Origin of the sequence: Bradyrhizobium sp. B025, assembly GCF_042257955.1 — a bacterium.
Lineage (GTDB): Bacteria > Pseudomonadota > Alphaproteobacteria > Rhizobiales > Xanthobacteraceae > Bradyrhizobium > Bradyrhizobium diazoefficiens.
Window position 1 is genome coordinate 477,411 of the sequence record NZ_CP170150.1, and the last position, 23,108, is coordinate 500,518.

Below are 23,108 nucleotides of genomic sequence, written 5' to 3' on the forward strand. Positions count from 1 at the left end.
CATTGCCGGATGCAGCCGGAACCCCTTCCATTTCCCACCCACCGACCCCAGATAGACCGCCATGGATTCCCAATCCCCTGACATGAAAACCAGGCCAGAAGGCCCGGTTCGCGCACCATCAGCGGTTCCGATCGACGACGCCGTGCTGCCCTACGAGGTCGACGCGCTCGACGTGCGCGGCCGGCTGGTGCGGCTCGGTCCGGCGCTCGACGACATCCTGACCAAGCACGATTATCCCGCGCCCGTCGGCAAGCTGCTCGGCGAGGCCATCGTGCTGACGACGCTGCTCGGCTCGGCGCTGAAATTCGAGGGTCGCTTCATCCTCCAGGCCCAGACCGACGGCCCGGTGTCGTTCCTGGTGGTGGACTACAAGGCGCCGGACCAGCTTCGCGCCTATGCCCGCTTTGACGCCTCGCGCCTGGGCACGGCGAAGGATTCCGGCGCGCTGCTCGGCCGCGGCCATCTCGCCATGACCATCGACCAGGGCCCCGACATGAGCCGCTACCAGGGTCTGGTCGCGCTCGACGGCGGCAGCCTCGAAGACGCCGCCCACGAATATTTCCTGCGCTCCGAGCAGATCCCGACGCGCGTGCGTCTTGCGGTCGGCGAGGAGTGGCGCTCGAACGACGGCGGCAGGCATCGCTGGCGCGCCGGCGGCATGTTGATGCAGTTTTTGCCGAAGGCGCCGGAGCGCGCGCGGCAGGCGGACTTGCATCCCGGCGATGCGCCCGAGGGCGCCGAAGTGCACGCCGTCGCCGAAGATGACGCCTGGGTCGAGGCGCGCTCGCTGGTCGAGACCGTCGAGGACGTCGAGCTGATCGATCCGGAACTGTCCGGCGAGCGGCTGCTCTACCGCCTCTTCCACGAGCGTGGCGTGCGCGTATTCAAGCCGCTGGTCCTGAAGGCGCAATGCTCCTGCTCGCGCGATGCGGTCGCCGCGATGCTGAAGAGCTTCTCGCCGGACGATCGCGCCGCGATGGTCAAGGACGACAAGGTCGTTGTCACCTGCGAGTTCTGCTCGTCGGTGTACGATTTCACGCCCGATGAGGCGGGCGTGGAGGACGAGTAACTCTATCCTCCGTCATTGCCAGCGCAGCGAAGCAATCCAGAGTCTTTCCGCAGTGGCAGTCTGGATTGCTTCGCTGCGCTCACAATGACGACGGGGAAACAGCCTGCCAAGTGCTCGGACATCGTAGGGTGGGCAAAGCGTAAGCGTGCCCACCATCTTTCTGCGTCACCACCGAAATGGTGGGCACGCTTCGCTTTGCCCACCCCACGGCCCCGCCCCTAGTTCAACACCCGCTTGTTGTCCGGGCTATCCAGCGAAAACGTCGGCACGTCGATCTCGAAGCGTTCGCCGCTTTCGCTGACCATCTGGTAGCGGCCGGTCATGAAGCCGGAGGCGGTCGAGAGCGGCACGCCGGAGGTGTATTCGAAGCGCTCGCCGGGGGCCAGGGTCGGCTGCTCGCCGACCACGCCCTCGCCCTTCACCTCCTGCTGGCGGCCGGTGGCGTCGGTGATGATCCAGTGCCGCGTCTTGAGCTGCACGGTCTCCTCGCCCGAATTGGTGATGACGATGGTGTAGGACCAGAAGTAGCGGGAGCGGTCGGCCGACGACTGTTCCGGAACAAAGTTCGGCTCGACGGTCACTTCGATCTGGCGGGTCACGGCGCGGTACATGGCTGCCATCATAACGAAAACCCGGCCGGGAACCAAACGCCGCAAGCGGCTTTCGCGACATCGTCCCGCCAGAATTCGCGGAGAAAGACACCCCAAAGAAAGACACCCTTATGTGATCCGGCCGCTTTGCGAGACGACGGCCGGACCGGTACAATCCCTATAACGTCGCGATTTGTGTGAGGGTTTCCAGGCCCCGATGACCATTGCGGACCAAGTGACGGGATCGACGATCGCGGGGGCCAAGCCTGCGGATGCAAAGCCGCGTGCGGCCGCGCCGGCCATCTCGCTGCCCGCCATCGGCGAGCGCGAGCTCCGGCTCGACCTGTTCCGCGGCCTCGCGCTGTGGCTGATCTTCATCGACCATCTGCCGTCGAGTCTTTTGACCTGGTTCACGATCCGCAATTACGGCTTCAGCGACGCCACCGAGATCTTCATCTTCATCTCCGGCTACACCGCCGCCTTCGTCTACGGCCGCGCGATGCTGGAGAGCGGCGTCGTCATCGCCACCGCGCGCATCATGCGCCGGGTCTGGCAGATCTATGTCGCCCACGTCTTCCTGTTCACGATCTTCCTCGCCGAGATCTCCTACGTCGCGACCAGCTTCGAGAACCCGCTCTACACTGAAGAGATGGGCATCATGGACTTTCTCAAGCAGCCCGACGTCACCATCGTGCAGGCGCTGCTGTTGCGCTTCCGTCCCGTCAACATGGACGTGCTGCCGCTCTACATCGTGCTGATGCTGGCGCTGCCTTTGATCCTGTGGTCGATGAAGTGGAAGCCCGATGTCACGCTCGGCCTCTCGGTCGTGCTCTACGCGGTCACCTGGGAATACGACCTCTACTTCTCCGCCTATCCGAACGGCTTCTGGGCGTTCAATCCGCTGGCCTGGCAATTGCTGTTCGTCTTCGGTGCATGGTGTGCGCTCGGAGGTGCGCGGCGCATGTCGCGTATTCTGGCTTCACGGGTGACGATGTGGATCGCGATCGCCTATATCGTCGCGGCGTTCTACGTGACGCTGACCTGGTATGTGCCGCAGCTCTCGCATCTGATGCCGAAGCGGCTCGAGCAGTGGATGTATCCGATCGACAAGACCGACCTCGACGTGCTGCGCTTCACGCATTTCCTGGCGCTGGCAGCGCTCACCGTGCGCTTCCTGCCGCGCGACTGGCCGGGCCTGAAATCGCCCTGGCTGCGGCCGCTGATCCTGTGCGGCTCGCATTCCCTGGAGATCTTCTGCCTCGGCGTCTTCCTGGCCTTCGCTGGTCATTTCATTCTGGCCGAGGTCTCCGGCGGCGCCGTCATGCATGCGGTGATTAGTCTCTCCGGAATCCTGATCATGTGGGGCGTGGCCTGGGTGATTTCGTGGTACAAGCGCGTAGCTGACAAGAGCGGTGCGAAAACCAAGAACGCCGTCGGCAACGCCGATCTGGCGGGAGGGGGCTGATGAAGGCGAAGGTTCTCCTGAGCCTGATCCTGCTATGCGGTGGCCTCGCCGCGCCGTCGGCGCGCGCGGAGGATGCTGCGCCGCCCGCTCCGGCCGCGCCCGCAGCCTGCGAATTGCCGTCCTATCTGCTCACCAGCGAAAGCCAGCTTCCCAAGGTCGCCGACGCCATCAAGGCCGGCAAACCGCTCGAAATCCTGGTCATCGGCAGCCGTTCGACCACGATTCCGGCCTCCGAGGACGCTTCCTATCCGGCACGCATGCAGGCCATTTTGAAGGACAAGCTGTCGCCATCGGAAGTTGTGCACGTCTCCGTAGAAATACAGAGCAAGAAGACGGCAGAGGAGGCGGCCGCCAGCTTCGTTAAGCTGATGGAAGCAAAAAGGCCTACTTTGGTGATCTGGCAGACCGGGACCGTGGATGCTATCCGAGCCATCGATCCCGACGATTTTCGCGGTGCGGTGACCGGAGGGGTTTCCGCATTGCAAAATGCAGGGGCTGACGTCGTGTTGATGAACTTGCAGTACAGCCCGCGTACCGAAACCATGATCTCGGTGCCGCCCTATCTCGACAATATGCGGGTGGTGGCACAGGAGCACGACATCCCGCTGTTCGACCGTTTCGCGATCATGCGGCAGTGGAATGATCAGGGTCAGTTCGACCTGTTCAGCCCGTCCCGCGGGCCTGAGCTCGCGAAACAGGTCCACGATTGCCTTGGCCGGGCGTTGGCACAGTTCGTGATCGACGCAGCCCATCTGGGGCCGGCCCAGCAGCAAAATTGAGGTCTAGTGTTAATGAGTTCTATCCGCCCTTTTTGCCTGACGTCATGGCTGGCTGCACCCGTGGCGGCGGCGCTGCTGTTGCTGACTCCTGTTTCGCAGTCGCGCGCGCAGGCGCAGGCCGCGCAGGCAACGCCCGCGCCCGCGCAGGCCGCTAATCCCGCTCCGGCATCGCCCTCCCAGACCACCGTCGCCGCGACGTCTCCCGAACAGCGCGGCATCACCGCGCGCGCCATCGACAAGGTGAAGCAGGTCGCGAAATCCGCCGGTGACGTCTTCAACCGCGTCCCCTGCCTGCCGCCGAAGGGCGGCGCGAAGGCGATGGGCTCGCTGCCGCATGTCGCGGGCAAGCTCGTCGCCGGCAAGCCTGTCGTGATCGTCGCGTTCGGCTCGTCGTCGACCGCCGGCTACGGCGCAAGCTCACCCGATTTCAACTATCCGAACCGTCTTGCGGCGCAGCTGCGCCGGCAATATCCGACCGCGGACATCACCGTCATCAATGCCGGCGTCGGCGGCGAGGACGCGCCCGAGATGATGAAGCGCCTCCAGAAGGAGGTGATCGACGTGCATCCGGACATGGTGATCTGGCAGGTCGGCACCAACGCCGTGCTGCGCAATCTCGATCCCGGCGACACCGCCAAGATGGTCGAGGACGGCATCGCCCGCATCCAGGCCGCCGGCGGCGCCGATATCGTGCTGGTCGATCCGCAATATTCGCCGGCCGTCAACCAGCGCAAGGAGAGTGCCGGCAAGATGGTGAAGCTGCTCGGCAAGGTCGCCGAGCTCCGTCACGTCGGCATCTTCCCGCGCTTCGAGGTGATGCGCGACTGGCACGAGAATCAATCGATCCCGGTCGAGAGCTTCGTGATCGCCGACGGCCTGCATATGAACGATTGGGGCTATGCCTGCTTCGCCCAGCTCCTCGGCGACGACATCATCCGCTCCGTCGGCCAGATCAAGCTCGGGGTCAACGTGCCCGGGGACGTGCGGGCGTACCGGCCGATGTAGTTCGGCTGCGTAGCCGTAGGGTGGGCAAAGGCGCGCTCTTCGCGCGCCGTGCCCACCATCTATCGCCAGCTCGGTGGTGAATGGTGGGCACGCTTCGCTTTGCCCACCCTACGGAGCTCGATCGCCTCACGCCCTCTCCAGCGCCGCCGTCAGATCCTCGATCAGATCGTCCGCATGCTCCAGCCCCGCGGAGAAGCGGATGAAGCCCTCGCTGATGCCGAGCGCGGCGCGGTCTTCCGGCTTCAGGCGCTGATGCGTCGTGGTCGCCGGATGGGTGACGAGGCTCTTGGCGTCGCCGAGATTGTTCGAGATCTTCGCAAGCTTGAGCTCGTTGAGCACGCGGAACGCGGCCGCCTTGCCGCCCTTGACCTCGAAGCCGACCAGCGTCGAGCCGCCGCGCATCTGCTTCTTCACGAGCGCTGCCTGCGGATGATCGGCGCGGCCGGGATAGATCAATCGCGAGATCTTCGGATGGCCGGCCAGCACTTCCGCAACGCGTGCCGCGGTGTCGGTCTGCGCGCGCACGCGCACGGCCAGCGTCTCCAGGCCCTTGAGCAAGACCCAGGCGTTGAACGGCGAGATCGACGGCCCGGTCTGGCGCATGAAATTGTGGAGGTGCTCGGCGACGAAGGCTTCCGACGACAGGATGATGCCGCCGAGGCAGCGGCCCTGGCCGTCGATGTGCTTGGTCGCGGAATAGACCACGACGTCGGCCCCTAGCGCGAGCGGGCTCTGCCAGATCGGCGTCGCAAACACGTTGTCGACGACGAGCCGCGCGCCGCCCTTGTGCGCGATCTCGGCGATGCCGGGGATGTCGAGCACGTCGAGCGTCGGGTTGGTCGGGCTCTCCAGGAAGAACGTCTTGGTGTTCGGCCGCAAGGCCCGCTGCCACTGGTCGAGATCGAGGCCGTCGACCAGCGTGGTTTCGATGCCGTAGCGCGGCAACAGATCCTGAATGACGTAGAGGCACGAGCCGAACAGCGCGCGGGAGGCGACCACGTGGTCGCCGGTCTTCAGCGGCGCCAGGATCGCGGTCGTCACCGCGGCCATGCCGGTCGCCGCCGAACGCGCCGCTTCGGCGCCTTCTAGCTCGATCATGCGGCGCTCGAACATCGAGATGGTCGGGTTCGAATAACGCGAATAGATGAAGCCGGGATCCTCGCCCTTGAACCGCGCCTCGCACTCCTCGGCGCTGTTGTAGACGTAGCCCTGGGTCAGGAACAGCGCCTCCGACGTCTCGCCGAATTGCGAGCGCAGGGTGCCGGAATGGACCAGGCGGGTTTCGGGACGGTAAGTGGCAGGCGACTTCGACATAGGTACCTCCGACATGACCGTCTCGTCGAAAACGGTCACAAAAAAACCGGCCTGGATATATCCACGGGCCGGGATCACAGAGGTCCCCGGCCTGTTTAGCGACTTATTTAACGTGGCTGCAAGCCGGCCGGCTCAAATCACCACGGGATAAGTGATGCTCATATTCCGCAATGGCCTTTCCGTCAAGGCGTCCATCGGATAGCCGTAAAAGGCTAGTATTTCCCGCACGTCCGGATGCGTTTGACCCCTGACGAGGACCCCCGGTTGAGCTTCACGATCGCCGCCGACGCCAATGGTATCCTGCCCGACCGCATGATCGCGGCGATGGCGGAGGCGGGCCTCATCCTGCCCGCATACGATTTCGTCGAAAGCCAGATCCAGCCGGCGAGCCTCGACCTCCGCCTCGGTGACATCGCCTATCGCGTCCGCGCCAGCTTCCTGCCTGGTCCCGGCGCCACGGTGGCCGAGCGCATCGACGAATTGAAGCTGCACGAGTTCAGCCTTGCCGACGGCGCGGTGCTGGAAACCAACTGCGTCTACATCGTGCCGCTGCTCGAGAGCCTGGCGCTGCCGCCGGAGATCGTCGCGGCTGCGAACCCCAAGAGCTCCACCGGCCGCCTCGACGTCTTCACCCGCGTGATCGCCGACGGCACCCGCCGCTTTGACATGATCGGCGCCGGCTATCACGGCCCGCTCTATGCCGAGATCAGCCCGAAGACATTTCCGGTGCTGGTGCGCGAGGGCTCGCGCCTGTCGCAGGTGCGCTTCCGCACCGGTGACGCCATCCTCAATGCCGACGAGCTCGATGCGCTGCATGCGTCCGAGCGCCTCGTCGACATCGACGATGCCGATCTGGCCGGCGGCGTCGCCGTCTCCGTCGATCTCTCCGGCGAGAAGGCCAACGGCTTCGTCGGCTACCGCGCCAAGCGCCACACCGGCGTCGTAGACGTCGATCGCCGCTCCGGTTATTCCGTCGAGGACTTCTGGGAGCCGATCTCGGCCCGGCCCGACGGCAGCCTGATCCTCGATCCCGGCGAGTTCTACATCCTCGCCTCGAAAGAGGCCGTGCAGGTGCCACCCGACTTTGCAGCCGAGATGGTGCCGTTCGATCCGCTGGTCGGCGAATTCCGCGTGCACTATGCCGGCTTCTTCGATCCCGGCTTCGGCTATGCCGGTGCCGGCGGGTTGGGATCGCGCGCCGTGCTGGAGGTGCGCTCGCGCGAGGTGCCGTTCATCCTCGAGCACGGCCAGATCGTCGGCCGCCTCGTCTACGAGAAGATGCTCGCCCGCCCCGACGCGATGTACGGCCAGCGCATCGGCTCGAACTACCAGGCGCAGGGCTTGAAGCTCTCGAAACATTTTCGGGTGTAGCGACATCTCCAACTGTCATGCCCCGGCTCGACCGGGGCATCCAGTACGCCGCGGCGTCTCGATTCAATCATAACTGTCTCTGGAATACTGGATCGCCCGGTCTTCGCCGGGCGATGACACCGAGTCTGTGGCTGGTTGCGCCGCCCCAGCCGCGATGACACACTCCCGTAAAACAACAAGCCGGGAGCGAACATGACCGCCGCAGCTGACTCCGCGCAGGAAGCCCAATGGAAGCGCTGGCGCGCGGTCGCCGATCTCTATCACGCCTATTTCACCGGCCTTATCCTCACCGTCGTCACGCGGCGCGGCACCGCGGATGCCGCGGAGTTCGTCTTCCGCGTGTTCCGCCGCCAGCAGCAGGAGCGCTTCCTGCCGGGGCTTGAGAAGCTCGGCCTCAGCCGTCTGCCGCCGGCGGTCGCTGCTGCGCAATATCACTACCTCTCCAACTGGATCGGCGGCGTGCATGTCGAATACATGTACGAGAGCGACACCAAGGCATGGATCCGCTATCCGCCGCCGCGCTGGATCTGGAAGGGCACCGCGATCTGCGGCGTGCCGGGCGAGGTCTCGCGCGCGATGCTGCGCGGCTGGCACGCCAACAACGGGGTTGCGCTCGGAGATCTTCGCCTCGGCTTCGTCTGCACCAAGCAGAGCGTCGACGGCCAGGACGGGCTCGAAGGCTACTATCATCAATACGACCATCCGCTCGAACTCGACCAGCGCCTGGTGTTCGCGCGGCATCTGGAAGCGCCGCCGTTCGATGCGAAGACCGCGCCGGCGCTGCCGGTCGCGAGCTGGCCGAAGCCGCGGCTGGAAAAAGCCTATCGCAACTATGCGATGGAATATGTCCGCACCGCCGCGCCCGTGCTGGTGCAGCTGCTCGGCCCGGAAGACGCCGGCTATCTGCTGCATCTCACCGGAAAGCTGATCGGGATGCAGTATTTCGACGAGGTAGCGGCCGCACTCGCGACGAGCCGCGGCGGCGCGAGGGAATTCGCATCGTTCCTGAACGCGCTGTTCGCTGCCCAGGACGACAATGCTGAGATGACGCAGTCCGAAGGCACCTTCGAAATCCGCCAGCAGAGCTGGAAGCTGATGGACGACGTCGCTGATTGTCACCGCGCCTGCGCCAAGGTGCTGGAGGGATTGTTCGAGGGATTGGCTGCCGGCTGCGGCCGGCATATCGGCGTCCACATGCGCCCGGCCGCAGGCGGCCGTCCGCCGCTGGTCTGGACGATCGCGTAATTCCACCCACTGAAATGCGCTGCCGCAGGGCACGCCTGCATCAGGCGCAGAAGGAATCGGCAATTGCCGTGCTAACAAGCCTCTCGCCGCGCCTTCTGCGCGAAGAAATTCATTGGCACACCTAGTCATTGCCGCGCCGCAAATGGCGCTCGTGCCCGGGAGAGGACATGTCCGACATCGCCGAAATCCCGGTCGATGAACAAGAGCGCCCGCTGCCGCCGCCTCCGCGGCCGGTGAGGAGTGCGCTGATGGACGGACCGATCCTGCGCACGCTGCTCGGGCTTGCCTGGCCGAACGTGATCGCGCTCTCGGCCGGCACCTGCACGGTGATCGCGGAGACCTCCTATATCGGCCGGCTCGGCGTCGAGGCGCTGGCCGCGATGGCGCTGGTGTTTCCGACCGTGATTCTGACCATGACGATGTCGGGCGGCGCGATGGGCGGTGCGGTGGCTTCTGCCATCGCACGCGCGCTCGGCGCCGGCGATCGCGAGCGCGCCGGCACGCTCGCCGCGCATGCGCTGCTGATCGGCATCACGTTCGGCCTCGTCTTCATGCTGGGCATGCTGATCTTCGGGCCCAAGGTGCTCGAGATGCTCGGCGGCCGCGGCGATGTGCTGACGCACGCGATCGCCTACACGCAGGTGTTTTTCGGCGGCGCCGTGCTGCCCTGGCTGCTCAACACCATGGCGGGCGTGCTGCGCGGCACAGGCAATATGAGGCTGCCCTCGTTCCTGATCCTCAACTCCGCGGCCTGGCAGATCGTACTCGGCGGCACGCTGGGTCTCGGGCTCGGACCGGTGCCGCAGTTCGGCATGCGCGGCGTCGCGGCCGGCGCGCTGATCGCCTATTGCATGAACATCGGCGTCATGGGCTGGTACCTGTTCTCGGGCCGTGCGCGCGTCGTCCCGAAGCTGCGCGGCCTGCGCATCAAGTGGGCGATGTTCTTCGACATCCTGAAGGTCGGCGCCATCGCCTGCTTCTCGCCGTTGCAATCGGTGCTGACGATCTCGATCTTCACCCACATGCTGGCGAAGTTCGGCACCGCGATTCTCGCCGGCTACGGCATCGGTGCGCGGCTCGAATTCCTGCTGACCTCGATCGCGTTCTCGTTCGGCATCGCCTCGGTGCCGATGGTCGGCATGGCGGTCGGCGCGGGCCGCATCACGCGCGCCCGGCGCATTGCCTGGATCGCGGGTGCGAGCGCCTTCGTCGCCGTCGGTGCGCCGGCGTGCCTGGTCGCGCTCTTCCCCGATCTCTGGGTCAACATCTTCACCAACAGCGCGACCGTCCGCGCGGCCAGTCACCAATATCTGTCGACGGTGGCGCCGTTCTACGCCTTCATCGGGCTTGCCTCGACGATGTATTTCTCCTCGCAAGGCGCGGCCAAGGTGATCGGCCCGGTGCTGGCGCAGACCGCGCGGCTGATCTACATCTCGGCGACCGGCTGGTGGCTGTCGACACATGAGGCGACCGCGCAGAGCTTCTTCTGGCTGGCCGCGAGCTCGATGGTCGTGCTCGGCCTGCTGTCGTGCTCCAGCGTGGTGCTGACGCGCTGGGGACCGCGCAAGAACAAGCCCGCGATCAGGCCAGCTCTCTCAGGCGTCGCGGATTAGCGATGCCTGTGGCGGCGATGGCCGCCACCGCCGCCGACATTGGCGAGCCGCATCAGCTGCGGGATCATCGCCATCATGTCGCCGCCACTGGTGCCGCCGAGCATGCCCATGATGTCGCCGCCGCCCATGCCCATTGGCATATAGCCGCCTCCGCCCATCGGGGTGTAGCCGCCATAATTGGGCGCACCAAAGCCGCCGCCGAGATTGCTGCCGCCGAGGCCACCGCCGCCCATCATGCCGCCGAAGCCGCCACCACCATTCTCCATCATGCGGCTCATCATCGGGCCCATGATTTGCATCAGCATGGCGAAGCGGCGCTTGCCCATCTTCGCCTTCATCATCTCCAGCATCGGCGCCATCTGGGTCATCATGTCCTCGCCTCCGGCGCCACCGAAGCCTGCGAGCTGCGCCTTCGCCGGCGTGCTCGCGACCGAGAACAGCAGCAGCACGGCGGCTGCCTGGCAGATCACCTTGTCCGCACCTCTCATGGCATGCTCCTCGCGTGCGTGGCTTCGCCGGGAGAGCGGAGCCAACCGGACGCACGCGGCCATGGTTACGGCCGAGGAGGCGAGGGCTCTGTGAGAAAAGTCACAGAGGTCAGTCAGGTGGCCGCGGCTGGAAACGCCTTGTGCATGGCGGCGACGGCTTCCTTCGTCTGCCCCTGGACATACGGCGCAAGCTCGTTCGGCAGCATGTCGATGATCCAGACCAGGCGGCACCGCGCATCGCCCTCGGCGATCACCTGCACCGAGGCGCTGTAGTGCTTCAGCCGCTCGTTGTTGATGGCATAGACGAGGCGCTGCCGCGCATCATTGCAATCGACCAGCACCTCGCGCGCGACGGAGCCGTTGGCGAAGGTGACGATGCGTGCATCGCCATCGAGCGTGCAGGCCGTGACGAAGCCCGGCACTAGCCGCTGATGCAGCGCGCCGAAATCGCGCACCGCGTCCCAGACCTCGCGCGCAGGGGCGTTGAGGGGAATGTCGTTGTGGATGGAGGCCATGAAGGAGTCCTTGGTTGAAGGGGTCGTAGGGTGGGCAAAGGCGCGCTCTTCGCGCGCCGTGCCCACCATTCATCGGCACCGTCGCACGTGGTGGTGGGCACGCTACGCTTTGCCACCCTACGAATGCTCGTGCGTGGGGCGCTTGCTCACACGCAAACCGCCTCGACATTGTTGCCGTCCGGATCGATCAGAAACGCCGCATAATAGGTCGGGCTGTAGTCCTTGCGCGGGCCCGCGCCGCCATTGTCGCGTCCGCCGCTCTTGAGCCCCTCGCTGTGGAACGCCTTGACCGCGTCATGATTCCCGGCGCGAAACGCGATATGCGCGCCGTCGGCCTTCCGCCCCTTGTTCAGGTGCAGCCACAGCGCCGGCGCGCCCTTCGGCCCGAAGCCGGCATAGCCGTCGCCGCTCGAGCACAGGACGTAGCCGAGCGGCGCCAGCACCGCGGTGTAGAAGCGCGTGGCGGCATCGAGATCGGCTACGCGAAGTCCGATGTGGTCGTACATGTTCGTCTCCATTGCAAAGCGCGCCGCGCGTGGCGCACGCTGGAGACGAACCTAGTCAATTGAAGGCAAGCCGCTCTTGGAGAATCTTGCGCATCCCGCCCGGCTAGTTCGCCGGTGCCTCCGCCTGCCAGCGGACCACCCGTTTCAGGTGATAGACCTGCACCCACATATTCGTTCCAATCACGCTGATCGTCGCGACGATCAGGGCTGTGAGTTTCTGCGGTGCATGAAGGGCGAGGACGAGCAGGAACATGGAAAGGGCCGTCGTGACGCCGAAGCTGAACCAGAGCCCAACGAGGCGTGGTGCAAACCAGGCCGGCTGACCGTCGGTGTCCCACTGCATCGGAATCCTGCGCGAGCTGATCTGGCGGCCGTAATAGACGGCACAGCCCGCGATGAAGGCGAGGCCGACGACAAGCGCGATCAGCGTGGCCGCAATCACGTCAATCGAGGTACTGTCCATTTGCCGGCTCGCCGCCTTGGAGGAGCGCCAAATCGCCCTTCGGTTGTAATAACGCGCGGGGTACCGCAAGTGCCAGTGCATCGCACCCGTCTGGTCAACAGACTGTTACTGGCGAAGCGGCCCGTGTGTCTCAGTTGAGGACGAGTCGTTCCCCGAAGATCCTGCGCTCGCCCTTCGACGCCTGCCGGAACTTCGTCGGCGACACGCCGGCGGCGCGATGGAAGGTGCGGACGAAATTGGAGAGATCGCCGAAGCCGACGTCATAGGCGACGTCGGTGACCGCGATGTCGTCATCGGTGAGCAGGCGCGCGGCGTGCCGCAGCCGCGAGCGTACCAGATATTGATGCGGGGTGACGCCGAGCACGGCCGAGAACAGCCGCAGGAAATGGAATGGGCTCAGTCCCGCGTGCCGCGCGGCCTGTTCAAGGTCGACCTCGGCATGCGAGTTGGCGTCGATCCACAGCGCGGCTTCGACTGCGCGGCGGCGGTCGCGTGCGGTGGGCGTGGCTGGCTTGCGCGCCTTGCCCGAGACGACGTCGACGAAACGGCCGGCGAGGATCTGGCCGATCTCGTCGAGGCCCAGGTCGCTGTTGCCATCTGCCGCCGTCTGGGCGAGCTCGCCCAGCACCATCAGCTCGGGCAACGGCGGTGTCGCGCCGACCTTCCAGATCTCGTGCCGTCCCCCGAGGGCATCGACCAGGTCCTCGCTGAAGAAGAAGCCCAGGCAGACGTCGCCGCTGACATGCTCATGCGTGCAGGTGTATTCCTCGCCGGGGGCGCCGACCAGAATCGAGCCTGCCACCAGTTCGAAGAAGCCGGCGCGGCAATGGCAGCCGAAACTGCCGGAGCGGACATAGGCGATGGAATGCCCGGTGCGGCACTCCGCGAACGGCGTGTCGTCCGGCCCCGCATCGCAGCGGAATTCGGAGACCGTGATCGAGCGTGTCGTCAGCAGCGTGGTCGCATCCATGCGACCTTATCTAGGTGGGCGCCCGAGGCGGGGCAACGGGCAGCAACACCTCGAACAGCGTCTTGCTGGCGACGGGATGGGCACCCTCGAGCGCCAGCAGCCGCCGCTTGGAGATCACCCCGCCATAGGGCGAGAGACGGTCTGTGTAGTTGCCGGCCTCCAGCACCCGGTGGCAGGGCACGATCAGCATGTAGGGATTCTTCGCGACCGCCTGCGCCACCGAATGCGCCGCGCCGGAGGCCCCCAGCGCCTTGGCGATCTCGTGATAGGTGCGCGTCTCCCCGCGCGGGATAGTGCAGGTGTACTCGTAGACCCGCCGGTTGAAGCCGGGCACGCCGCCGGCATCCAGGCTGACGTCGGAAAAATCAGGATCGCTGCCCTGCAGCAGGCCCACGATGCCCTCGATCGCAAGCTCGGTATTCAGCGGAGGCTGCTGCTCGCGCGCCTCGGGATGGACCGCGAAGATCCGGCGGCGGGTGTCGATCTCCCGCGCCTCCGGCAATTGCACGGCCACCACGCCGGTGCTGCTCCAGATGATGCCGCAGCGCCCTATGGCCGTATCGAATATCGTATAGCCACGCCCCACCATGCACACGCCCCACTCAGTGCACGTATCCCCCAGACGCGAGATCATAACACCGCCACAATCCGGCGCACCCAAAATCTTGCCAGGACGTTAACAACCGTCCGGCTGGGTGCGCCAAACCGCTTGGCGAGACGCGCCGTCTCGGCTAATCAGGACGGGCGTGAGCAGCGCATCCGCGGGCGTAGTTCAATGGTAGAACGGCAGCTTCCCAAGCATAAAATCGCCGTTTACCTCATCCCGCCAAACTCACCGAAAATACGTCAAACACCCTTATTTTAAAGGGGTTTCGTGCTAACCATCGTGCTGTTGCAAAGCGCGGGAGCCGGTCCAAAAGCCGGAAACTGTCCACATGATGGCCACACGAAAATTGGCGGTTCGGAAGCCTCGCAAGGCTCCTGAAAGGGCGCCGCGGAAGCTGACGGACGACCACATCGAAGCGCTTCGGGAATTCGCTGACAGCGATGTGGCGGATCGCAGGAACCTCGGTAGCGAGGCTGAGCGATCGGAAGGTGTCGAGTACCCGGACAGCATCGTAAAGGGCCTCTTCGTCTTCGTCGGTGCCAATCGGACTGTCTGGCGCTTCAGGCGCCGCCGTCGCGAGAAGGGCGTTCGGACGACCATCTTCCGGACGCTCGGCGAATGGCCGATGATGAACACTGAGGATGCACGTAAGGCTGCCGAGATCGCGGTCGGCAACGTACATAGCGGCGAGGCAGCTCCGAACAAGCGCAGCTCAATTCGGTTCGAGATCGCGTTTGCGGCCTATCTCGAATATCTGAAGAGTAAGGCCGAGAAGCGCGGAAAGCCGCCGCGTTGGTACTACAACGTCAAAAAGCTAGGTGACGGGATTATTCTTCCGAAGTTCGCGAAGTGGACGCTGGCGGAAATGGCTATGAGCCCCGGTGCGGTTTCCTCGTGGCATGCGGAGGTGACGAAGAAAAACGGGCCGGTGTCAGCAAACCATTGCGCTCGCGTGATCCGTGCGACCTACAAACGGGCTTCTCGGCTTGACGTGTCGCTGCCGCAGCGTCTGCCGACATCAGCTGTGGAATTCAACGAAGAAACCGCGAAGCAAAATGCGCTGCCGTTCAAAAGCTTTCCGGCGTGGCTGAAGGCGTGGCGAAAAATCGATAACGCGATCCGCCAAGCTTACCACCTGACCGGGCTGCTAGTTGGGCCGCGGCCCGGCGAATTGGCCCGGCTGCGCTGGGAAGCATATGCCGACAATGAGCGGACGCTTGTGATTGCCAAAGCGAAGGCGGGCAAAGATATCGTGATTCCGGTCAGTGACGAGATTGTTGCGGCCCTAAAGATGGCTCGCGAGGCCGCAGAGGCGTGGGGCTACTCGGTGACGCCGGACGCACTCATGTTCCCCGGCTGCGCGCAGGCAGGACACCGAGACGACTTGCCTGCACGGGGCAACATGCTTCGGCACACCTATTCTACGGTTGCGGCTGATCTCGGCATCGACGAACTGATCCGACACTTCCTGATGGGGCATGCCCCCGAGGGTATTTCGCAGAAATACATCGCCACGCTGATCCTCGCCAACGGTCCGAAGATGCGTGAGGAGCAGAACCGCATGAGCAGGCGGATGGTCGAACTACTCGGGCTCAGCGCGCGTACATTCAAAGCCGAGATCGATGCAGGCCTTGTACAATCGGCCAAAGCAGCGAAAGGCCGGGCGGAGGATGCGACAAAGGCGCTTGCTCGTGCTCAGCGTGCTTCGGTCCGAAGCCGACGTGAGCGGGCTCGAACGCGCTAAGCTGGCAGCGCATCCCTACGGGAAATCAGAGCCACCTTCAGCGCGAGCTATGGGCCAGCCCCTCTTGTCGAGCTTCAATGAATGGCAGGGTCCAAGGCCCAGCTCGATAAGGTCACGGTCGATTATGAAGTAATCCGGCAGAAGTTCGTCGCTCAACCGAATGCCCGTGAAGACTGGTTCTTGACCGTCATCAGTGTTGCGCCGACGATCATCGAGGTTGAAGAGATCGTAGAGGTCTTGGCAGAATTTTGGTTTCGTCTTCGTGACGTTGAATCCGCTTTGACGGCAGAACGTTTTGAATGCGTCGTACAAGACATCCTTATCTGTTTCTGCTCCTGCTTCCACCGTGCAGCATTCGGCGACGAAGCCGTGCACGGGGTTAGATTGGAGCAGGAGATTGCGCTTCGAAACTTTGCTGTCTTCCGGCTCGACGAAGCGCCCGCGGCGCTTGAGTGTGTCCAACCCGTCAAGCGCCCAATTCAAAATGCCGGAAAGCTCAGCGTGAAGCTTGCTGTCTAGGTCGAAGTCCTCGCGGCCTTCGAATGAGACGTCAAACGGGATGATCAGCAGCCTCGCGGCCAACGCATCAGTGTTTGTTCCGAAGTTAGGCATGCGGTTGCTGATCAGGAGAAAGCGCGCCCCCAGCCTGCCGATCCAATCGGTATGGAACTTTCGCGGAATCGTTTGCGTATCTTCGCCGGAGATGCCGTTGATCACGCTGCCGGCTTCGCTCAGCGCATTGGCGCTGTCGCAGTTCATGTCGCTGATGGCGGCGAGTGGCTTCCCAATCAGGCTTTGCATCCCAAACTGACTAGGCAGATTGCGAATGGTTGGAGTGGCGATGTTTTTCTTGCCGATCAGCTCCTCCAACGTGCGGAGGATCGTGCCCTTACCGGCGCGGCGCTTGCCTCGGAAGAAGAAGACCTTTTGCAGTGAGGTGTCACCGCTAACGAGGTAGCCGGTCATCTCTTGCAACAGGTTGATTAGTGTCTGACGTTCGGCAGTAACTTCGGCGAGAAAGCGAAGGAAGCGATCCGGCCGCGAAGCATCCGGGTTGAACTGGATGTCGAGGCTTGTTCGTGTGAAGAATTGCGGCGTCGCCGGGTACAGCTCGCGCGTTGAGATATCGACGAGGCCGTTTCTGCACGAGATCAGATTGCGCGGATCGAGGCCGGCATATTGCTGGTCCGTACCATCAAGCCAGCAGGGCGGCTCCATCGTTGCGGGCGGGACGTGGAAATTATCCTTGAGTGCTCTATAGACCTCGTCGACATCGTTCCGCTTTGGATGAAAAGGCGCAAGCTTCTCCACCATCTCACCACGCACTTCTTGGATGCCCTTTACATAACAAGCTTCGAGAAAGGTCCGGACCTCGGACCTGATCGTATCGTCGACGACCGACGCATAAGCCGCGCCGTTCCAAATCAACCACTCGTCCTGATGGTTGATCAGAGTGCGCCGACGCATCTCCCGGAACAGCTTCGCCGTGCTTCCGGGATCGTAGGGCTGGATAATAATTCGCTCGGGGGGCACGGTCATGCGGCAACTCTGGCTGTTTCTAGCTTGCGGTACTCTCGCCAAAGCTGGCGGGCGAGCGTGATGGTTTCATCGGAAGCGCGGCGGCGATTGAGAAACCGATACAACTCCGCCCACTGTTGCACCGGCGGAAAGGCTCCAGCATTGATCAGGGTCTTCATCTCGGCGAGGAAGGCGCCGCGCGCCGAGTTAGTGATGTTGCGGGTTTGCATGAAGTCAGTGAATGTGCTCATCGCACGACCCTCACGATAGGGATTCGAACGCCGTCGTCATTCTTATATCGACCTGTGTGGACACAGCCGTCTGACACGAGGCGCTGCCTGCCGCGGTGGCCTTTGCTGTCCTGAAGCCATGCGCGCTTGTCGATGAGCGCCTGAAGGATCATACCCGCGCGCTCTTCGGCTGCGGTAGCTTCGCAGCGCTCACGCGCCGAGCATACGCCGAGATCATGGAGTTCTTCGATCGTCGCGAGATGGTCTCTTGCCTTGGCGGCGAGACGATGCGCGGCGCCGTAGCGCCCTACACTATAAGGACCGTCCTCGACGCGTCTTAGGTCTTTGAAGCTTCGGTCTCGGAGCGCCCCGAAATATTCTTTGCTCGCACGATGACGCATCAGGCTCGTAACCGACTTCGTATCGCCTGCATCGATTCTATCTTCGAGATCGTCAAGCTCGGCGGCGAGCCCTGCGAGAAGTTTTGGACTTGCCATAATGGTCCCCTTTGATGCTGTGCCGCGGGGGTCGGCGAGGTTGAGATGCGCGCACGCGAAAGCGCACCGCGAAGATTTTTCGAACTTCGCAGTGTTCGTCGTTGACGCTGATTCTGAGGTTTTGTAGTTGGAAGACATGGATGCGGTCACTTCGCGTCTGTCGCGCCCGAGACCCGGCAAGGTCGTCGTGCACTTTTTCAAAGGTCGTCGGGATGTCGAGCCCCGGCGGCCTTTTCGATTTCAGGGATGTCATTGAGAGACTGATCTGTCCCTAGTCGCGGAAAAGCGGCGCGCACGGACCCATGTCCGGCTTCAGCGATCAGTGATCTAATAATAGCACAACGGCCCCTAAGGTTCGTTCGGATTATTTTTCAACCGTGCAGGAACTCTTTTTAAAGTTATTCCCGAGGTTAATCTCCCGAGACGACCTCTCAGAGCCGTTTTCAGACTCGTGGAGAAGCCTTACGGCGGCCCGGTGTCAGACAGCGGGCGAGGGCCGCGGACGAATCCAGGGAGCCCGCGTGTGGGCCGCCACTGTGCTCCAGCGGGCACGATACCGGTAGATTGAGCAGATTTGACCGTCTCGTATGCGCCGCTCATTTCCGGCCTCTGCCTTCCCGGCCGGTACTGTGCGGCATGCGGGCGCGCGGCTGCACTGCATCGGCGCCGGGGGCCCGTCGCGTTGGTCCAGTGCTCTCCAAAGCGGCAAAGTAAGCTTCCTCCAGCTCGACGCGGTGCGCATCAAAGACGGCGCCGATGCGTCCGCGACACCATGCCAACGCGGCGTCAACGCTGACGGGCGTAAGCGAATCCATCGCAAGTCGAAACTCTGGCTCGTTTTCGAAGACGACCTCGCCTATGTCCGGGTCAACGGCCTCGAAGATCACTTGGGGGATGCCGGCGGTGCGCTGATAAACCATCTCTTCGACGTGCATGCAGTGCCCGGTTGGCGCCTTCTCCGGGACCATGAGCACACAAACGGATGGCAATGCCGCGGACACGGCATTGCCGAGTGGGCCTTCGTCCGCGCTTCCGCTAATCAGGTCGTCGAAAATATCGGACATCGGCCTAGATCATCTTGATTGCGTTAGCAGGCGGGGCAGACCCTGGGCCTGTGCGTCTAGGATCGAGATCATCAGCCTCCGGCCTTCCAACGTTCGGCATCGCAACGGCGGGCGCACGATCAGTGCCCGGACGTCGCGCTAGCCGATCCAGCAAATCGCGCTGAAGATCGGACAGAGGCTTCGCAGGTTCGGCCGGCGAAGGTGTTGCAGCCGCAGGCTCAACAGGCGGCGGCGGTGTGATGGGCTCTGCGGACATCGGCGCCTCGCCGAGTAGGTCGGCAAGGTCCTCCGGCTCGACATCAATGACAGGCGCCTCGATCGCGGCAACGGGCGCGATCTCTTGCACGGGAGATGGCTTCGGCGCGAACTGATGCTTGACGACCTGCACGCCCGACGACCGACTGTTGACCTCAATCGTCTGTTTATTGCCCCACCGGCTCGGAAATTCCGAAGACAAAAAGGCGAGCACGCCCTGCACGCTGGGCTCGTGATGGATCATCTCCGGAATGAACTCGCCATTGGCGTCGCGGAGATAGCGCGTCGTGATGCCGAGGTCTTCCAAATCCTGATCGGACAGATGATCTAGAGCGGGATCGCGTTTATAGACCGTTCGCCCTTGGAATCTGGCAATCTCGTCCGTGCCCCTGAGAAGTCGAAGACGAAAATTCTCCAGTATGTCAAATGACACTTGTCGCTGAGCCATCTTGACGGCTTCGTGGAAGAGCATCGGCTCCTCGCCGATCTCGACTGTGAATTGTTCTCCGCCGTCCGTCGCGGATTGCTTGCACCAATTGAAGAATGCGCCGTTGCTCACGTCGTGCATACGACAGGCACTGTTAATCGTTCCCGTCTCGGCGATTGTATCGACAAGCTGTTGCAGCAGTGCCTTATCGCGTTTCATAGAAGGCTCCGAATCCGCCGCGCATTACTATCGCGAGCGCCACGGCGCGGGGCGCCGGACATCACAGCGTCAAGCTTCGATCGGAAGACCGGTTCGACAGGCGCAGCAACGTTGCCGCCCGCAGCGTGCTCAGCGGTCCGACGAAGGTGCTCGCGGATGACATCCTCAACTGAGGGCGGTGGTGTAACGCGCATCAGCTCGGCATGCACTGCTGCGAACGCGGCGTTCCTTTCTTTCACCTTCGCCTTAAGCTTGGCGATCTTCTGGATTTGCTGTTGCACAGCGAGTGCGGCCTCCGCGATGAGGAGCGCGTGGTTCACGACGGGCCTTGCAGCCGGAGCCCTATTCCGCATGCGACCGGTGGCTCGCACCTCTTCCCGCGTGACCGTGCGGCCCGGGTTTAAGGCTTTCACCGCTGCGAGCGAGGGCTCGCCCGAGTCAACCCAGTGCGAGGGATTCTTATCATTGAGCTTGGAGAGATCGAGATCAGACATGAGAATTGCTCCGAGAGTGAGTGAGGCGGCCGGATGCGAGACCCAAACTCAACCCGACCGCCTCACGTTTTGCACCGGCTGCTTGAAGACCGGCGCAATTGGGGGACCACCGAACCTATTGGTTTGCGGCGATCACCGCTTTCAGCGCGTCGATGCGATCCTGCACCGGGTCCGATTGGGAGGCTGTAATCGCGGCATCTTCTAAAGCTTGAAGTCGACGAAGCTTACGTTCGGCTTCGTGCAACTCGTCGGTCGCTTCCTCAGCGTCGAGAGCCGCCGCGATGTAACGAGGGGCGACTTCCTTCTCGGCTTCCTGAAGCGAATTCAATTCGTCGGCGGTGATATCGCGGCGGACTCGTGAGCCGCTGGCATCGAAGATGGAAAACATGGGGCATTCCTTCTGAGAGGGGCCGGGCGGCCGCCGTGGAGCAGAGGTCCATCGACGGGCGCCCGATCGACGATCACCATGGGGTAATGATCGCCGAAGCTGAAATTATCGCGAGGTCTTTGGCGGAATCTTCACCGCGTCGGCGCGGCGGTCACGCATGCCGTAGCCAGCAGCGACTTCCGGTCTCGGATCAATCTTGCGCACCTGCGGATTCGATGCGACCCCGTTGGCGACAACGCTCTCGTGCGCATCGCTGAGCGGCGGAGCATAGGGACTCTTCTCGACGTCTTCGCCGTGCGTGAGCGAAGACGGTAAGGCGGCTTGATTGTGCCCGTACCCGTTAAGCGTGAGCTTAGCCATTGGCGTGACTCCTCTATTTGTTGCGCGCTGAGTACATTGCTGCTTCAAGCGCGGCGCGTTGGCGTTTGCCGCGCGCCATGTCCGGGTTGAAGAAGCCCGGCGCCGCGGTCTCCGAGCCAACGCTAGGCGCTTCATGTTTGCGAACCACCGCCCGGCCGATGCTGCGGCGATCCTGCCGCGGTGGATTTTGCTTGTGGCTCATAACGAGCGCTCCCTATTTCGAGGCCGGACAGCTCGGACCGGCCTGAACCTCGCCCCCGACGCCGTACGCGGGACCGAAGACCCGATTGTTCGCAGTTCGAACAATCGGTTTTCAATTCTCACCGGACCAGCTTGCAGGCCTTGCCGCCAGCCCGGTGGGGCGGCCGGCCAGAAAGTTGGCAGGGGCAACTTCTGATCAGCCAATGATCCACGCCGCAGTTCGGCAGCAGATCAATTCTTCAAACGTTTCGCCTTCGTCGGTCGCGACCGCGGTTCTAAGATCGCCGCGTCACCTAAGATCGTGACGCGAGCCGCTCTCGGCTTCATCCCGCGCTTCGCGGCAGGAGCGAGATCAAGCGATATGCGCTGACCGACGTGAAGGCGATCGTGATCGGCCGCATCGAGCAGTGAACTCCTGTGTAGGAACACGTCAAAGGTCAATGTGTCCGGCTTTGCGAAGCCAAACGAGTGATCGTCAAACCATGTGACGACCGTTGCTAACATCGCCGTGACCTCACCGCGCCCGGTGCGGCGCGGTTGACCATGGCGGCCGGCATGACGATGCCGGCCGAGGAATCGTTACGGCGCGAGCGCGTCCCGGGATTGACGCCGACCTGATCGAGAGCCTTCCCGCGCGATGGTTGATGCACCTGATCGCCGCGGAGTATATTACCGACCTGCGTTGGTGAAGCTCCGCGCACGGTGACGTTCTGGCCGGCGACGACAGCCTGATGCGTCATGCCGGGGTGCGGGCCATTGGTGTGAGGGCGTTTTGGAGCACCGTTGAGCAGGGTTGTTTTGCGAACCGCCATCGGATGAACTCCTAGTGCGCCGTGGCAGGCTTCGTTGCGCCGATATAGGAGCCCGCAGCCTTGGCGATGCCTTGGGCCTTCGCGAGGCCGAGCGCCTTCACAATTTCACCTTGACGCGTGATGTTCCAGTTGGAAGCGCTCCACGGATTGTTCTGTGTTGCTTTGCTTTCGGGTGAGCGAGGTTTCTCGTCTTTCTTCGGCTCTGGACCGGGCCGCACTCCGTTGGTGGTATGGCTGGCGCCCCAGCGTCGCATGAGATCGTCGTACAGCGCCTGTCCGACCTCGCGGACCAACTGGCCGCGCGCCGCGAGGTTGGGTTTGTTCTTCGGGCCGCCGAACGCAGCCTCTTCGAGCGACTGAATTTCGTCAGCGAAGAACCAGTGTGGCTTGATCTCTTTAAGATGTGTCGTCGCGCACCATTCCTCAATCGTCATCCCTGCGAACTGAGACTGCGAGCCGCGGTAGAGCAATTCGCCGTCCATGTTTTTGAACTGCGGCCCGTATAGCTCGATGGCTTCGCGAACGGCGGAGGGCTGGCAACCAGCCTTAACGGCCAGCTCTTCGATGGTGAGCGACGGATCGCGATATTCGAATTCAACGGGCATCGGAAATTTCCTTTCGTGCTCGGCGCTTCGGCTGAGGCCAGCTTTCGACCCATCGCTCCAGCTCTCGCAACGTGATGCGCACGGCCTGCCCGCGCTGATGTGCCGGCAGCTCGCCTGATCTCACAGCGTTGGCTACGTGACGCGCATCAACGCTGAGGAGTTTTGCGGCCTGCACCGAACTCACAGCGACGATCGGCAAGTTTTGAGGATCGATTTTCATGCCTAATAGGATAAGGCTGCGAGACTCGCCCGACAACTAGCGTTTTCCGTTCGGCGAGAACGCATGTTCTGCAC

29 protein-coding genes and 1 riboswitch are annotated in these 23,108 nt (G+C 63.3%); of the genes, 8 read left to right on the forward strand and 21 right to left on the reverse strand.

Going from position 1 to position 23,108, the window contains the following annotated elements:
- Positions 1 to 61: 61 nt before the first annotated feature.
- Entirely contained in the window at positions 62 to 1,069 is a 1,008-nt protein-coding gene (locus tag ACE10W_RS02145; RefSeq protein WP_370205395.1) for an Hsp33 family molecular chaperone, read from the forward strand.
- Between the two features lie 218 nt (positions 1,070 to 1,287).
- Here the strand turns inward: ACE10W_RS02145 and apaG are convergent, their stop codons facing one another.
- Positions 1,288 to 1,680, reverse strand: a complete 393-nt coding sequence (gene apaG / locus ACE10W_RS02150) for a Co2+/Mg2+ efflux protein ApaG (RefSeq protein WP_028172741.1) — start codon at positions 1,678 to 1,680, stop codon at positions 1,288 to 1,290.
- A 196-nt stretch (positions 1,681 to 1,876) separates the two neighbouring features.
- Between apaG and ACE10W_RS02155 the strand changes: the two genes are divergently transcribed.
- Genes ACE10W_RS02155 through ACE10W_RS02165 form a run of 3 tightly spaced genes read left to right on the forward strand, consistent with a single transcriptional unit; the run spans position 1,877 to position 4,908 of the window.
- Positions 1,877 to 3,124 (forward strand): OpgC domain-containing protein, encoded by a 1,248-nt coding sequence (locus ACE10W_RS02155; RefSeq protein ID WP_304550427.1) that lies wholly within the window; start codon positions 1,877 to 1,879, stop codon positions 3,122 to 3,124.
- Positions 3,124 to 3,903 carry a lipolytic enzyme gene (locus ACE10W_RS02160; protein ID WP_028172742.1) on the forward strand — a complete coding sequence of 260 codons (780 nt, stop codon included), beginning with the start codon at positions 3,124 to 3,126 and terminating at the stop codon, positions 3,901 to 3,903. The genes ACE10W_RS02155 and ACE10W_RS02160 overlap by 1 nt, the downstream gene beginning before the upstream one ends.
- A 12-nt stretch (positions 3,904 to 3,915) precedes the next feature.
- The gene (locus ACE10W_RS02165) at positions 3,916 to 4,908 is read left to right on the forward strand and encodes an SGNH/GDSL hydrolase family protein (protein WP_304550429.1); all 993 of its coding nucleotides are present in this window, start codon (positions 3,916 to 3,918) and stop codon (positions 4,906 to 4,908) included.
- Positions 4,909 to 5,034: 126 nt separating this feature from the next.
- Here ACE10W_RS02165 and ACE10W_RS02170 read toward each other — a convergent pair whose 3' ends face one another.
- Positions 5,035 to 6,222 (reverse strand): O-succinylhomoserine sulfhydrylase, encoded by a 1,188-nt coding sequence (locus tag ACE10W_RS02170; protein ID WP_028172744.1) that lies wholly within the window; start codon positions 6,220 to 6,222, stop codon positions 5,035 to 5,037.
- Positions 6,223 to 6,296: 74 nt separating this feature from the next.
- A riboswitch (SAM riboswitch) is annotated at positions 6,297 to 6,376 on the reverse strand.
- Between the two features lie 80 nt (positions 6,377 to 6,456).
- Here ACE10W_RS02170 and ACE10W_RS02175 point away from each other — a divergent pair.
- The 3 genes from ACE10W_RS02175 (at position 6,457) to ACE10W_RS02185 (ending at position 10,451) form a co-directional block, all read left to right on the forward strand.
- Complete coding sequence (locus ACE10W_RS02175; RefSeq protein ID WP_370205398.1) at positions 6,457 to 7,593, forward strand: 2'-deoxycytidine 5'-triphosphate deaminase; 1,137 nt, start codon at positions 6,457 to 6,459, stop codon at positions 7,591 to 7,593.
- 192 nt (positions 7,594 to 7,785) lie between these two features.
- Positions 7,786 to 8,838, forward strand: coding sequence for a hypothetical protein (locus tag ACE10W_RS02180; protein ID WP_304550432.1), 1,053 nt, complete (start codon positions 7,786 to 7,788; stop codon positions 8,836 to 8,838).
- 167 nt (positions 8,839 to 9,005) lie between these two features.
- Complete coding sequence (locus ACE10W_RS02185; protein WP_304550433.1) at positions 9,006 to 10,451, forward strand: MATE family efflux transporter; 1,446 nt, start codon at positions 9,006 to 9,008, stop codon at positions 10,449 to 10,451.
- On the opposite strand, the gene ACE10W_RS02190 is transcribed toward ACE10W_RS02185, so the two are convergent.
- The 6 genes from ACE10W_RS02190 to ACE10W_RS02215 form a co-directional block, all read right to left on the reverse strand.
- Positions 10,448 to 10,939 carry a hypothetical protein gene (locus ACE10W_RS02190; RefSeq protein WP_304550435.1) on the reverse strand — a complete coding sequence of 164 codons (492 nt, stop codon included), beginning with the start codon at positions 10,937 to 10,939 and terminating at the stop codon, positions 10,448 to 10,450. The two genes, ACE10W_RS02185 and ACE10W_RS02190, sit on opposite strands and share 4 nt — an antisense overlap.
- A gap of 113 nt (positions 10,940 to 11,052) precedes the next feature.
- Positions 11,053 to 11,454 carry an SRPBCC family protein gene (locus tag ACE10W_RS02195; RefSeq protein ID WP_304550437.1) on the reverse strand — a complete coding sequence of 134 codons (402 nt, stop codon included), beginning with the start codon at positions 11,452 to 11,454 and terminating at the stop codon, positions 11,053 to 11,055.
- 146 nt (positions 11,455 to 11,600) lie between these two features.
- Positions 11,601 to 11,960 carry a VOC family protein gene (locus ACE10W_RS02200; RefSeq protein WP_028172750.1) on the reverse strand — a complete coding sequence of 120 codons (360 nt, stop codon included), beginning with the start codon at positions 11,958 to 11,960 and terminating at the stop codon, positions 11,601 to 11,603.
- A 103-nt stretch (positions 11,961 to 12,063) separates the two neighbouring features.
- Positions 12,064 to 12,423: a hypothetical protein gene (locus ACE10W_RS02205; RefSeq protein ID WP_304550438.1), complete on the reverse strand. Its 360-nt coding sequence runs from the start codon at positions 12,421 to 12,423 to the stop codon at positions 12,064 to 12,066.
- Between the two features lie 130 nt (positions 12,424 to 12,553).
- A complete protein-coding gene (locus ACE10W_RS02210) occupies positions 12,554 to 13,393 on the reverse strand; it encodes a helix-turn-helix transcriptional regulator (protein WP_304550440.1) in 840 nt (279 codons plus the stop codon).
- A 10-nt stretch (positions 13,394 to 13,403) separates the two neighbouring features.
- A complete protein-coding gene (locus ACE10W_RS02215) occupies positions 13,404 to 13,982 on the reverse strand; it encodes a methylated-DNA--[protein]-cysteine S-methyltransferase (protein ID WP_028172752.1) in 579 nt (192 codons plus the stop codon).
- A gap of 346 nt (positions 13,983 to 14,328) precedes the next feature.
- Here ACE10W_RS02215 and ACE10W_RS02220 point away from each other — a divergent pair, with 346 nt between their 5' ends.
- The gene (locus tag ACE10W_RS02220) at positions 14,329 to 15,744 is read left to right on the forward strand and encodes an integrase arm-type DNA-binding domain-containing protein (protein WP_171463735.1); all 1,416 of its coding nucleotides are present in this window, start codon (positions 14,329 to 14,331) and stop codon (positions 15,742 to 15,744) included.
- A 15-nt stretch (positions 15,745 to 15,759) separates the two neighbouring features.
- Here the strand turns inward: ACE10W_RS02220 and ACE10W_RS02225 are convergent, their stop codons facing one another.
- The 13 genes from ACE10W_RS02225 to ACE10W_RS02285 all read right to left on the reverse strand — a co-directional run bounded on the left by ACE10W_RS02225 (position 15,760) and on the right by ACE10W_RS02285 (position 23,034).
- Positions 15,760 to 17,283, reverse strand: coding sequence for a phage/plasmid primase, P4 family (locus tag ACE10W_RS02225; protein WP_110115874.1), 1,524 nt, complete (start codon positions 17,281 to 17,283; stop codon positions 15,760 to 15,762).
- Positions 17,280 to 17,513: a hypothetical protein gene (locus ACE10W_RS02230; protein WP_110115875.1), complete on the reverse strand. Its 234-nt coding sequence runs from the start codon at positions 17,511 to 17,513 to the stop codon at positions 17,280 to 17,282. Before ACE10W_RS02230 ends, ACE10W_RS02225 begins: the two co-directional genes overlap by 4 nt.
- The gene (locus ACE10W_RS02235) at positions 17,510 to 17,989 is read right to left on the reverse strand and encodes a hypothetical protein (protein ID WP_110115876.1); all 480 of its coding nucleotides are present in this window, start codon (positions 17,987 to 17,989) and stop codon (positions 17,510 to 17,512) included. The genes ACE10W_RS02230 and ACE10W_RS02235 overlap by 4 nt, the downstream gene beginning before the upstream one ends.
- Before the next feature lie 596 nt (positions 17,990 to 18,585).
- Complete coding sequence (locus ACE10W_RS02240; protein ID WP_110115877.1) at positions 18,586 to 19,053, reverse strand: hypothetical protein; 468 nt, start codon at positions 19,051 to 19,053, stop codon at positions 18,586 to 18,588.
- 4 nt (positions 19,054 to 19,057) lie between these two features.
- A complete protein-coding gene (locus tag ACE10W_RS02245; protein ID WP_110115878.1) occupies positions 19,058 to 19,954 on the reverse strand; it encodes a hypothetical protein in 897 nt (298 codons plus the stop codon).
- Positions 19,951 to 20,448, reverse strand: a complete 498-nt coding sequence (locus tag ACE10W_RS02250; protein ID WP_110115879.1) for a hypothetical protein — start codon at positions 20,446 to 20,448, stop codon at positions 19,951 to 19,953. The genes ACE10W_RS02245 and ACE10W_RS02250 overlap by 4 nt, the downstream gene beginning before the upstream one ends.
- Before the next feature lie 115 nt (positions 20,449 to 20,563).
- Complete coding sequence (locus ACE10W_RS02255; protein WP_110115880.1) at positions 20,564 to 20,836, reverse strand: hypothetical protein; 273 nt, start codon at positions 20,834 to 20,836, stop codon at positions 20,564 to 20,566.
- 105 nt (positions 20,837 to 20,941) lie between these two features.
- Complete coding sequence (locus ACE10W_RS02260; protein WP_110115881.1) at positions 20,942 to 21,196, reverse strand: hypothetical protein; 255 nt, start codon at positions 21,194 to 21,196, stop codon at positions 20,942 to 20,944.
- Positions 21,197 to 21,209: 13 nt separating this feature from the next.
- Positions 21,210 to 21,398 carry a hypothetical protein gene (locus ACE10W_RS02265; protein WP_110115882.1) on the reverse strand — a complete coding sequence of 63 codons (189 nt, stop codon included), beginning with the start codon at positions 21,396 to 21,398 and terminating at the stop codon, positions 21,210 to 21,212.
- A 230-nt stretch (positions 21,399 to 21,628) separates the two neighbouring features.
- Positions 21,629 to 21,901, reverse strand: a complete 273-nt coding sequence (locus tag ACE10W_RS02270) for a cold-shock protein (protein WP_110115883.1) — start codon at positions 21,899 to 21,901, stop codon at positions 21,629 to 21,631.
- Entirely contained in the window at positions 21,895 to 22,209 is a 315-nt protein-coding gene (locus tag ACE10W_RS02275; RefSeq protein ID WP_162603474.1) for a hypothetical protein, read from the reverse strand. Before ACE10W_RS02275 ends, ACE10W_RS02270 begins: the two co-directional genes overlap by 7 nt.
- An 11-nt stretch (positions 22,210 to 22,220) precedes the next feature.
- Positions 22,221 to 22,814 carry a hypothetical protein gene (locus tag ACE10W_RS02280; RefSeq protein WP_110115885.1) on the reverse strand — a complete coding sequence of 198 codons (594 nt, stop codon included), beginning with the start codon at positions 22,812 to 22,814 and terminating at the stop codon, positions 22,221 to 22,223.
- The gene (locus ACE10W_RS02285; RefSeq protein WP_369525358.1) at positions 22,804 to 23,034 is read right to left on the reverse strand and encodes a helix-turn-helix domain-containing protein; all 231 of its coding nucleotides are present in this window, start codon (positions 23,032 to 23,034) and stop codon (positions 22,804 to 22,806) included. The genes ACE10W_RS02280 and ACE10W_RS02285 overlap by 11 nt, the downstream gene beginning before the upstream one ends.
- Positions 23,035 to 23,108: the final 74 nt, after the last annotated feature.

Bases quoted from the DNA above. Each gene is read 5' to 3' on its own strand.
- ACE10W_RS02145 (WP_370205395.1), top strand. From the start codon at position 62: ATGGATTCCCAATCCCCTGACATGAAAACCAGGCCAGAAGGCCCGGTT.
- apaG (WP_028172741.1), bottom strand. From the start codon at position 1,680: ATGTACCGCGCCGTGACCCGCCAGATCGAAGTGACCGTCGAGCCGAAC.
- ACE10W_RS02155 (WP_304550427.1), top strand. From the start codon at position 1,877: ATGACCATTGCGGACCAAGTGACGGGATCGACGATCGCGGGGGCCAAG.
- ACE10W_RS02160 (WP_028172742.1), top strand. From the start codon at position 3,124: ATGAAGGCGAAGGTTCTCCTGAGCCTGATCCTGCTATGCGGTGGCCTC.
- ACE10W_RS02165 (WP_304550429.1), top strand. From the start codon at position 3,916: ATGAGTTCTATCCGCCCTTTTTGCCTGACGTCATGGCTGGCTGCACCC.
- ACE10W_RS02170 (WP_028172744.1), bottom strand. From the start codon at position 6,222: ATGTCGAAGTCGCCTGCCACTTACCGTCCCGAAACCCGCCTGGTCCAT.
- ACE10W_RS02175 (WP_370205398.1), top strand. From the start codon at position 6,457: ATGCGTTTGACCCCTGACGAGGACCCCCGGTTGAGCTTCACGATCGCC.
- ACE10W_RS02180 (WP_304550432.1), top strand. From the start codon at position 7,786: ATGACCGCCGCAGCTGACTCCGCGCAGGAAGCCCAATGGAAGCGCTGG.
- ACE10W_RS02185 (WP_304550433.1), top strand. From the start codon at position 9,006: ATGTCCGACATCGCCGAAATCCCGGTCGATGAACAAGAGCGCCCGCTG.
- ACE10W_RS02190 (WP_304550435.1), bottom strand. From the start codon at position 10,939: ATGAGAGGTGCGGACAAGGTGATCTGCCAGGCAGCCGCCGTGCTGCTG.
- ACE10W_RS02195 (WP_304550437.1), bottom strand. From the start codon at position 11,454: ATGGCCTCCATCCACAACGACATTCCCCTCAACGCCCCTGCGCGCGAG.
- ACE10W_RS02200 (WP_028172750.1), bottom strand. From the start codon at position 11,960: ATGTACGACCACATCGGACTTCGCGTAGCCGATCTCGATGCCGCCACG.
- ACE10W_RS02205 (WP_304550438.1), bottom strand. From the start codon at position 12,423: ATGGACAGTACCTCGATTGACGTGATTGCGGCCACGCTGATCGCGCTT.
- ACE10W_RS02210 (WP_304550440.1), bottom strand. From the start codon at position 13,393: ATGGATGCGACCACGCTGCTGACGACACGCTCGATCACGGTCTCCGAA.
- ACE10W_RS02215 (WP_028172752.1), bottom strand. From the start codon at position 13,982: ATGGTGGGGCGTGGCTATACGATATTCGATACGGCCATAGGGCGCTGC.
- ACE10W_RS02220 (WP_171463735.1), top strand. From the start codon at position 14,329: ATGATGGCCACACGAAAATTGGCGGTTCGGAAGCCTCGCAAGGCTCCT.
- ACE10W_RS02225 (WP_110115874.1), bottom strand. From the start codon at position 17,283: ATGACCGTGCCCCCCGAGCGAATTATTATCCAGCCCTACGATCCCGGA.
- ACE10W_RS02230 (WP_110115875.1), bottom strand. From the start codon at position 17,513: ATGAGCACATTCACTGACTTCATGCAAACCCGCAACATCACTAACTCG.
- ACE10W_RS02235 (WP_110115876.1), bottom strand. From the start codon at position 17,989: ATGGCAAGTCCAAAACTTCTCGCAGGGCTCGCCGCCGAGCTTGACGAT.
- ACE10W_RS02240 (WP_110115877.1), bottom strand. From the start codon at position 19,053: ATGTCCGATATTTTCGACGACCTGATTAGCGGAAGCGCGGACGAAGGC.
- ACE10W_RS02245 (WP_110115878.1), bottom strand. From the start codon at position 19,954: ATGAAACGCGATAAGGCACTGCTGCAACAGCTTGTCGATACAATCGCC.
- ACE10W_RS02250 (WP_110115879.1), bottom strand. From the start codon at position 20,448: ATGTCTGATCTCGATCTCTCCAAGCTCAATGATAAGAATCCCTCGCAC.
- ACE10W_RS02255 (WP_110115880.1), bottom strand. From the start codon at position 20,836: ATGTTTTCCATCTTCGATGCCAGCGGCTCACGAGTCCGCCGCGATATC.
- ACE10W_RS02260 (WP_110115881.1), bottom strand. From the start codon at position 21,196: ATGGCTAAGCTCACGCTTAACGGGTACGGGCACAATCAAGCCGCCTTA.
- ACE10W_RS02265 (WP_110115882.1), bottom strand. From the start codon at position 21,398: ATGAGCCACAAGCAAAATCCACCGCGGCAGGATCGCCGCAGCATCGGC.
- ACE10W_RS02270 (WP_110115883.1), bottom strand. From the start codon at position 21,901: ATGTTAGCAACGGTCGTCACATGGTTTGACGATCACTCGTTTGGCTTC.
- ACE10W_RS02275 (WP_162603474.1), bottom strand. From the start codon at position 22,209: ATGGCGGTTCGCAAAACAACCCTGCTCAACGGTGCTCCAAAACGCCCT.
- ACE10W_RS02280 (WP_110115885.1), bottom strand. From the start codon at position 22,814: ATGCCCGTTGAATTCGAATATCGCGATCCGTCGCTCACCATCGAAGAG.
- ACE10W_RS02285 (WP_369525358.1), bottom strand. From the start codon at position 23,034: ATGAAAATCGATCCTCAAAACTTGCCGATCGTCGCTGTGAGTTCGGTG.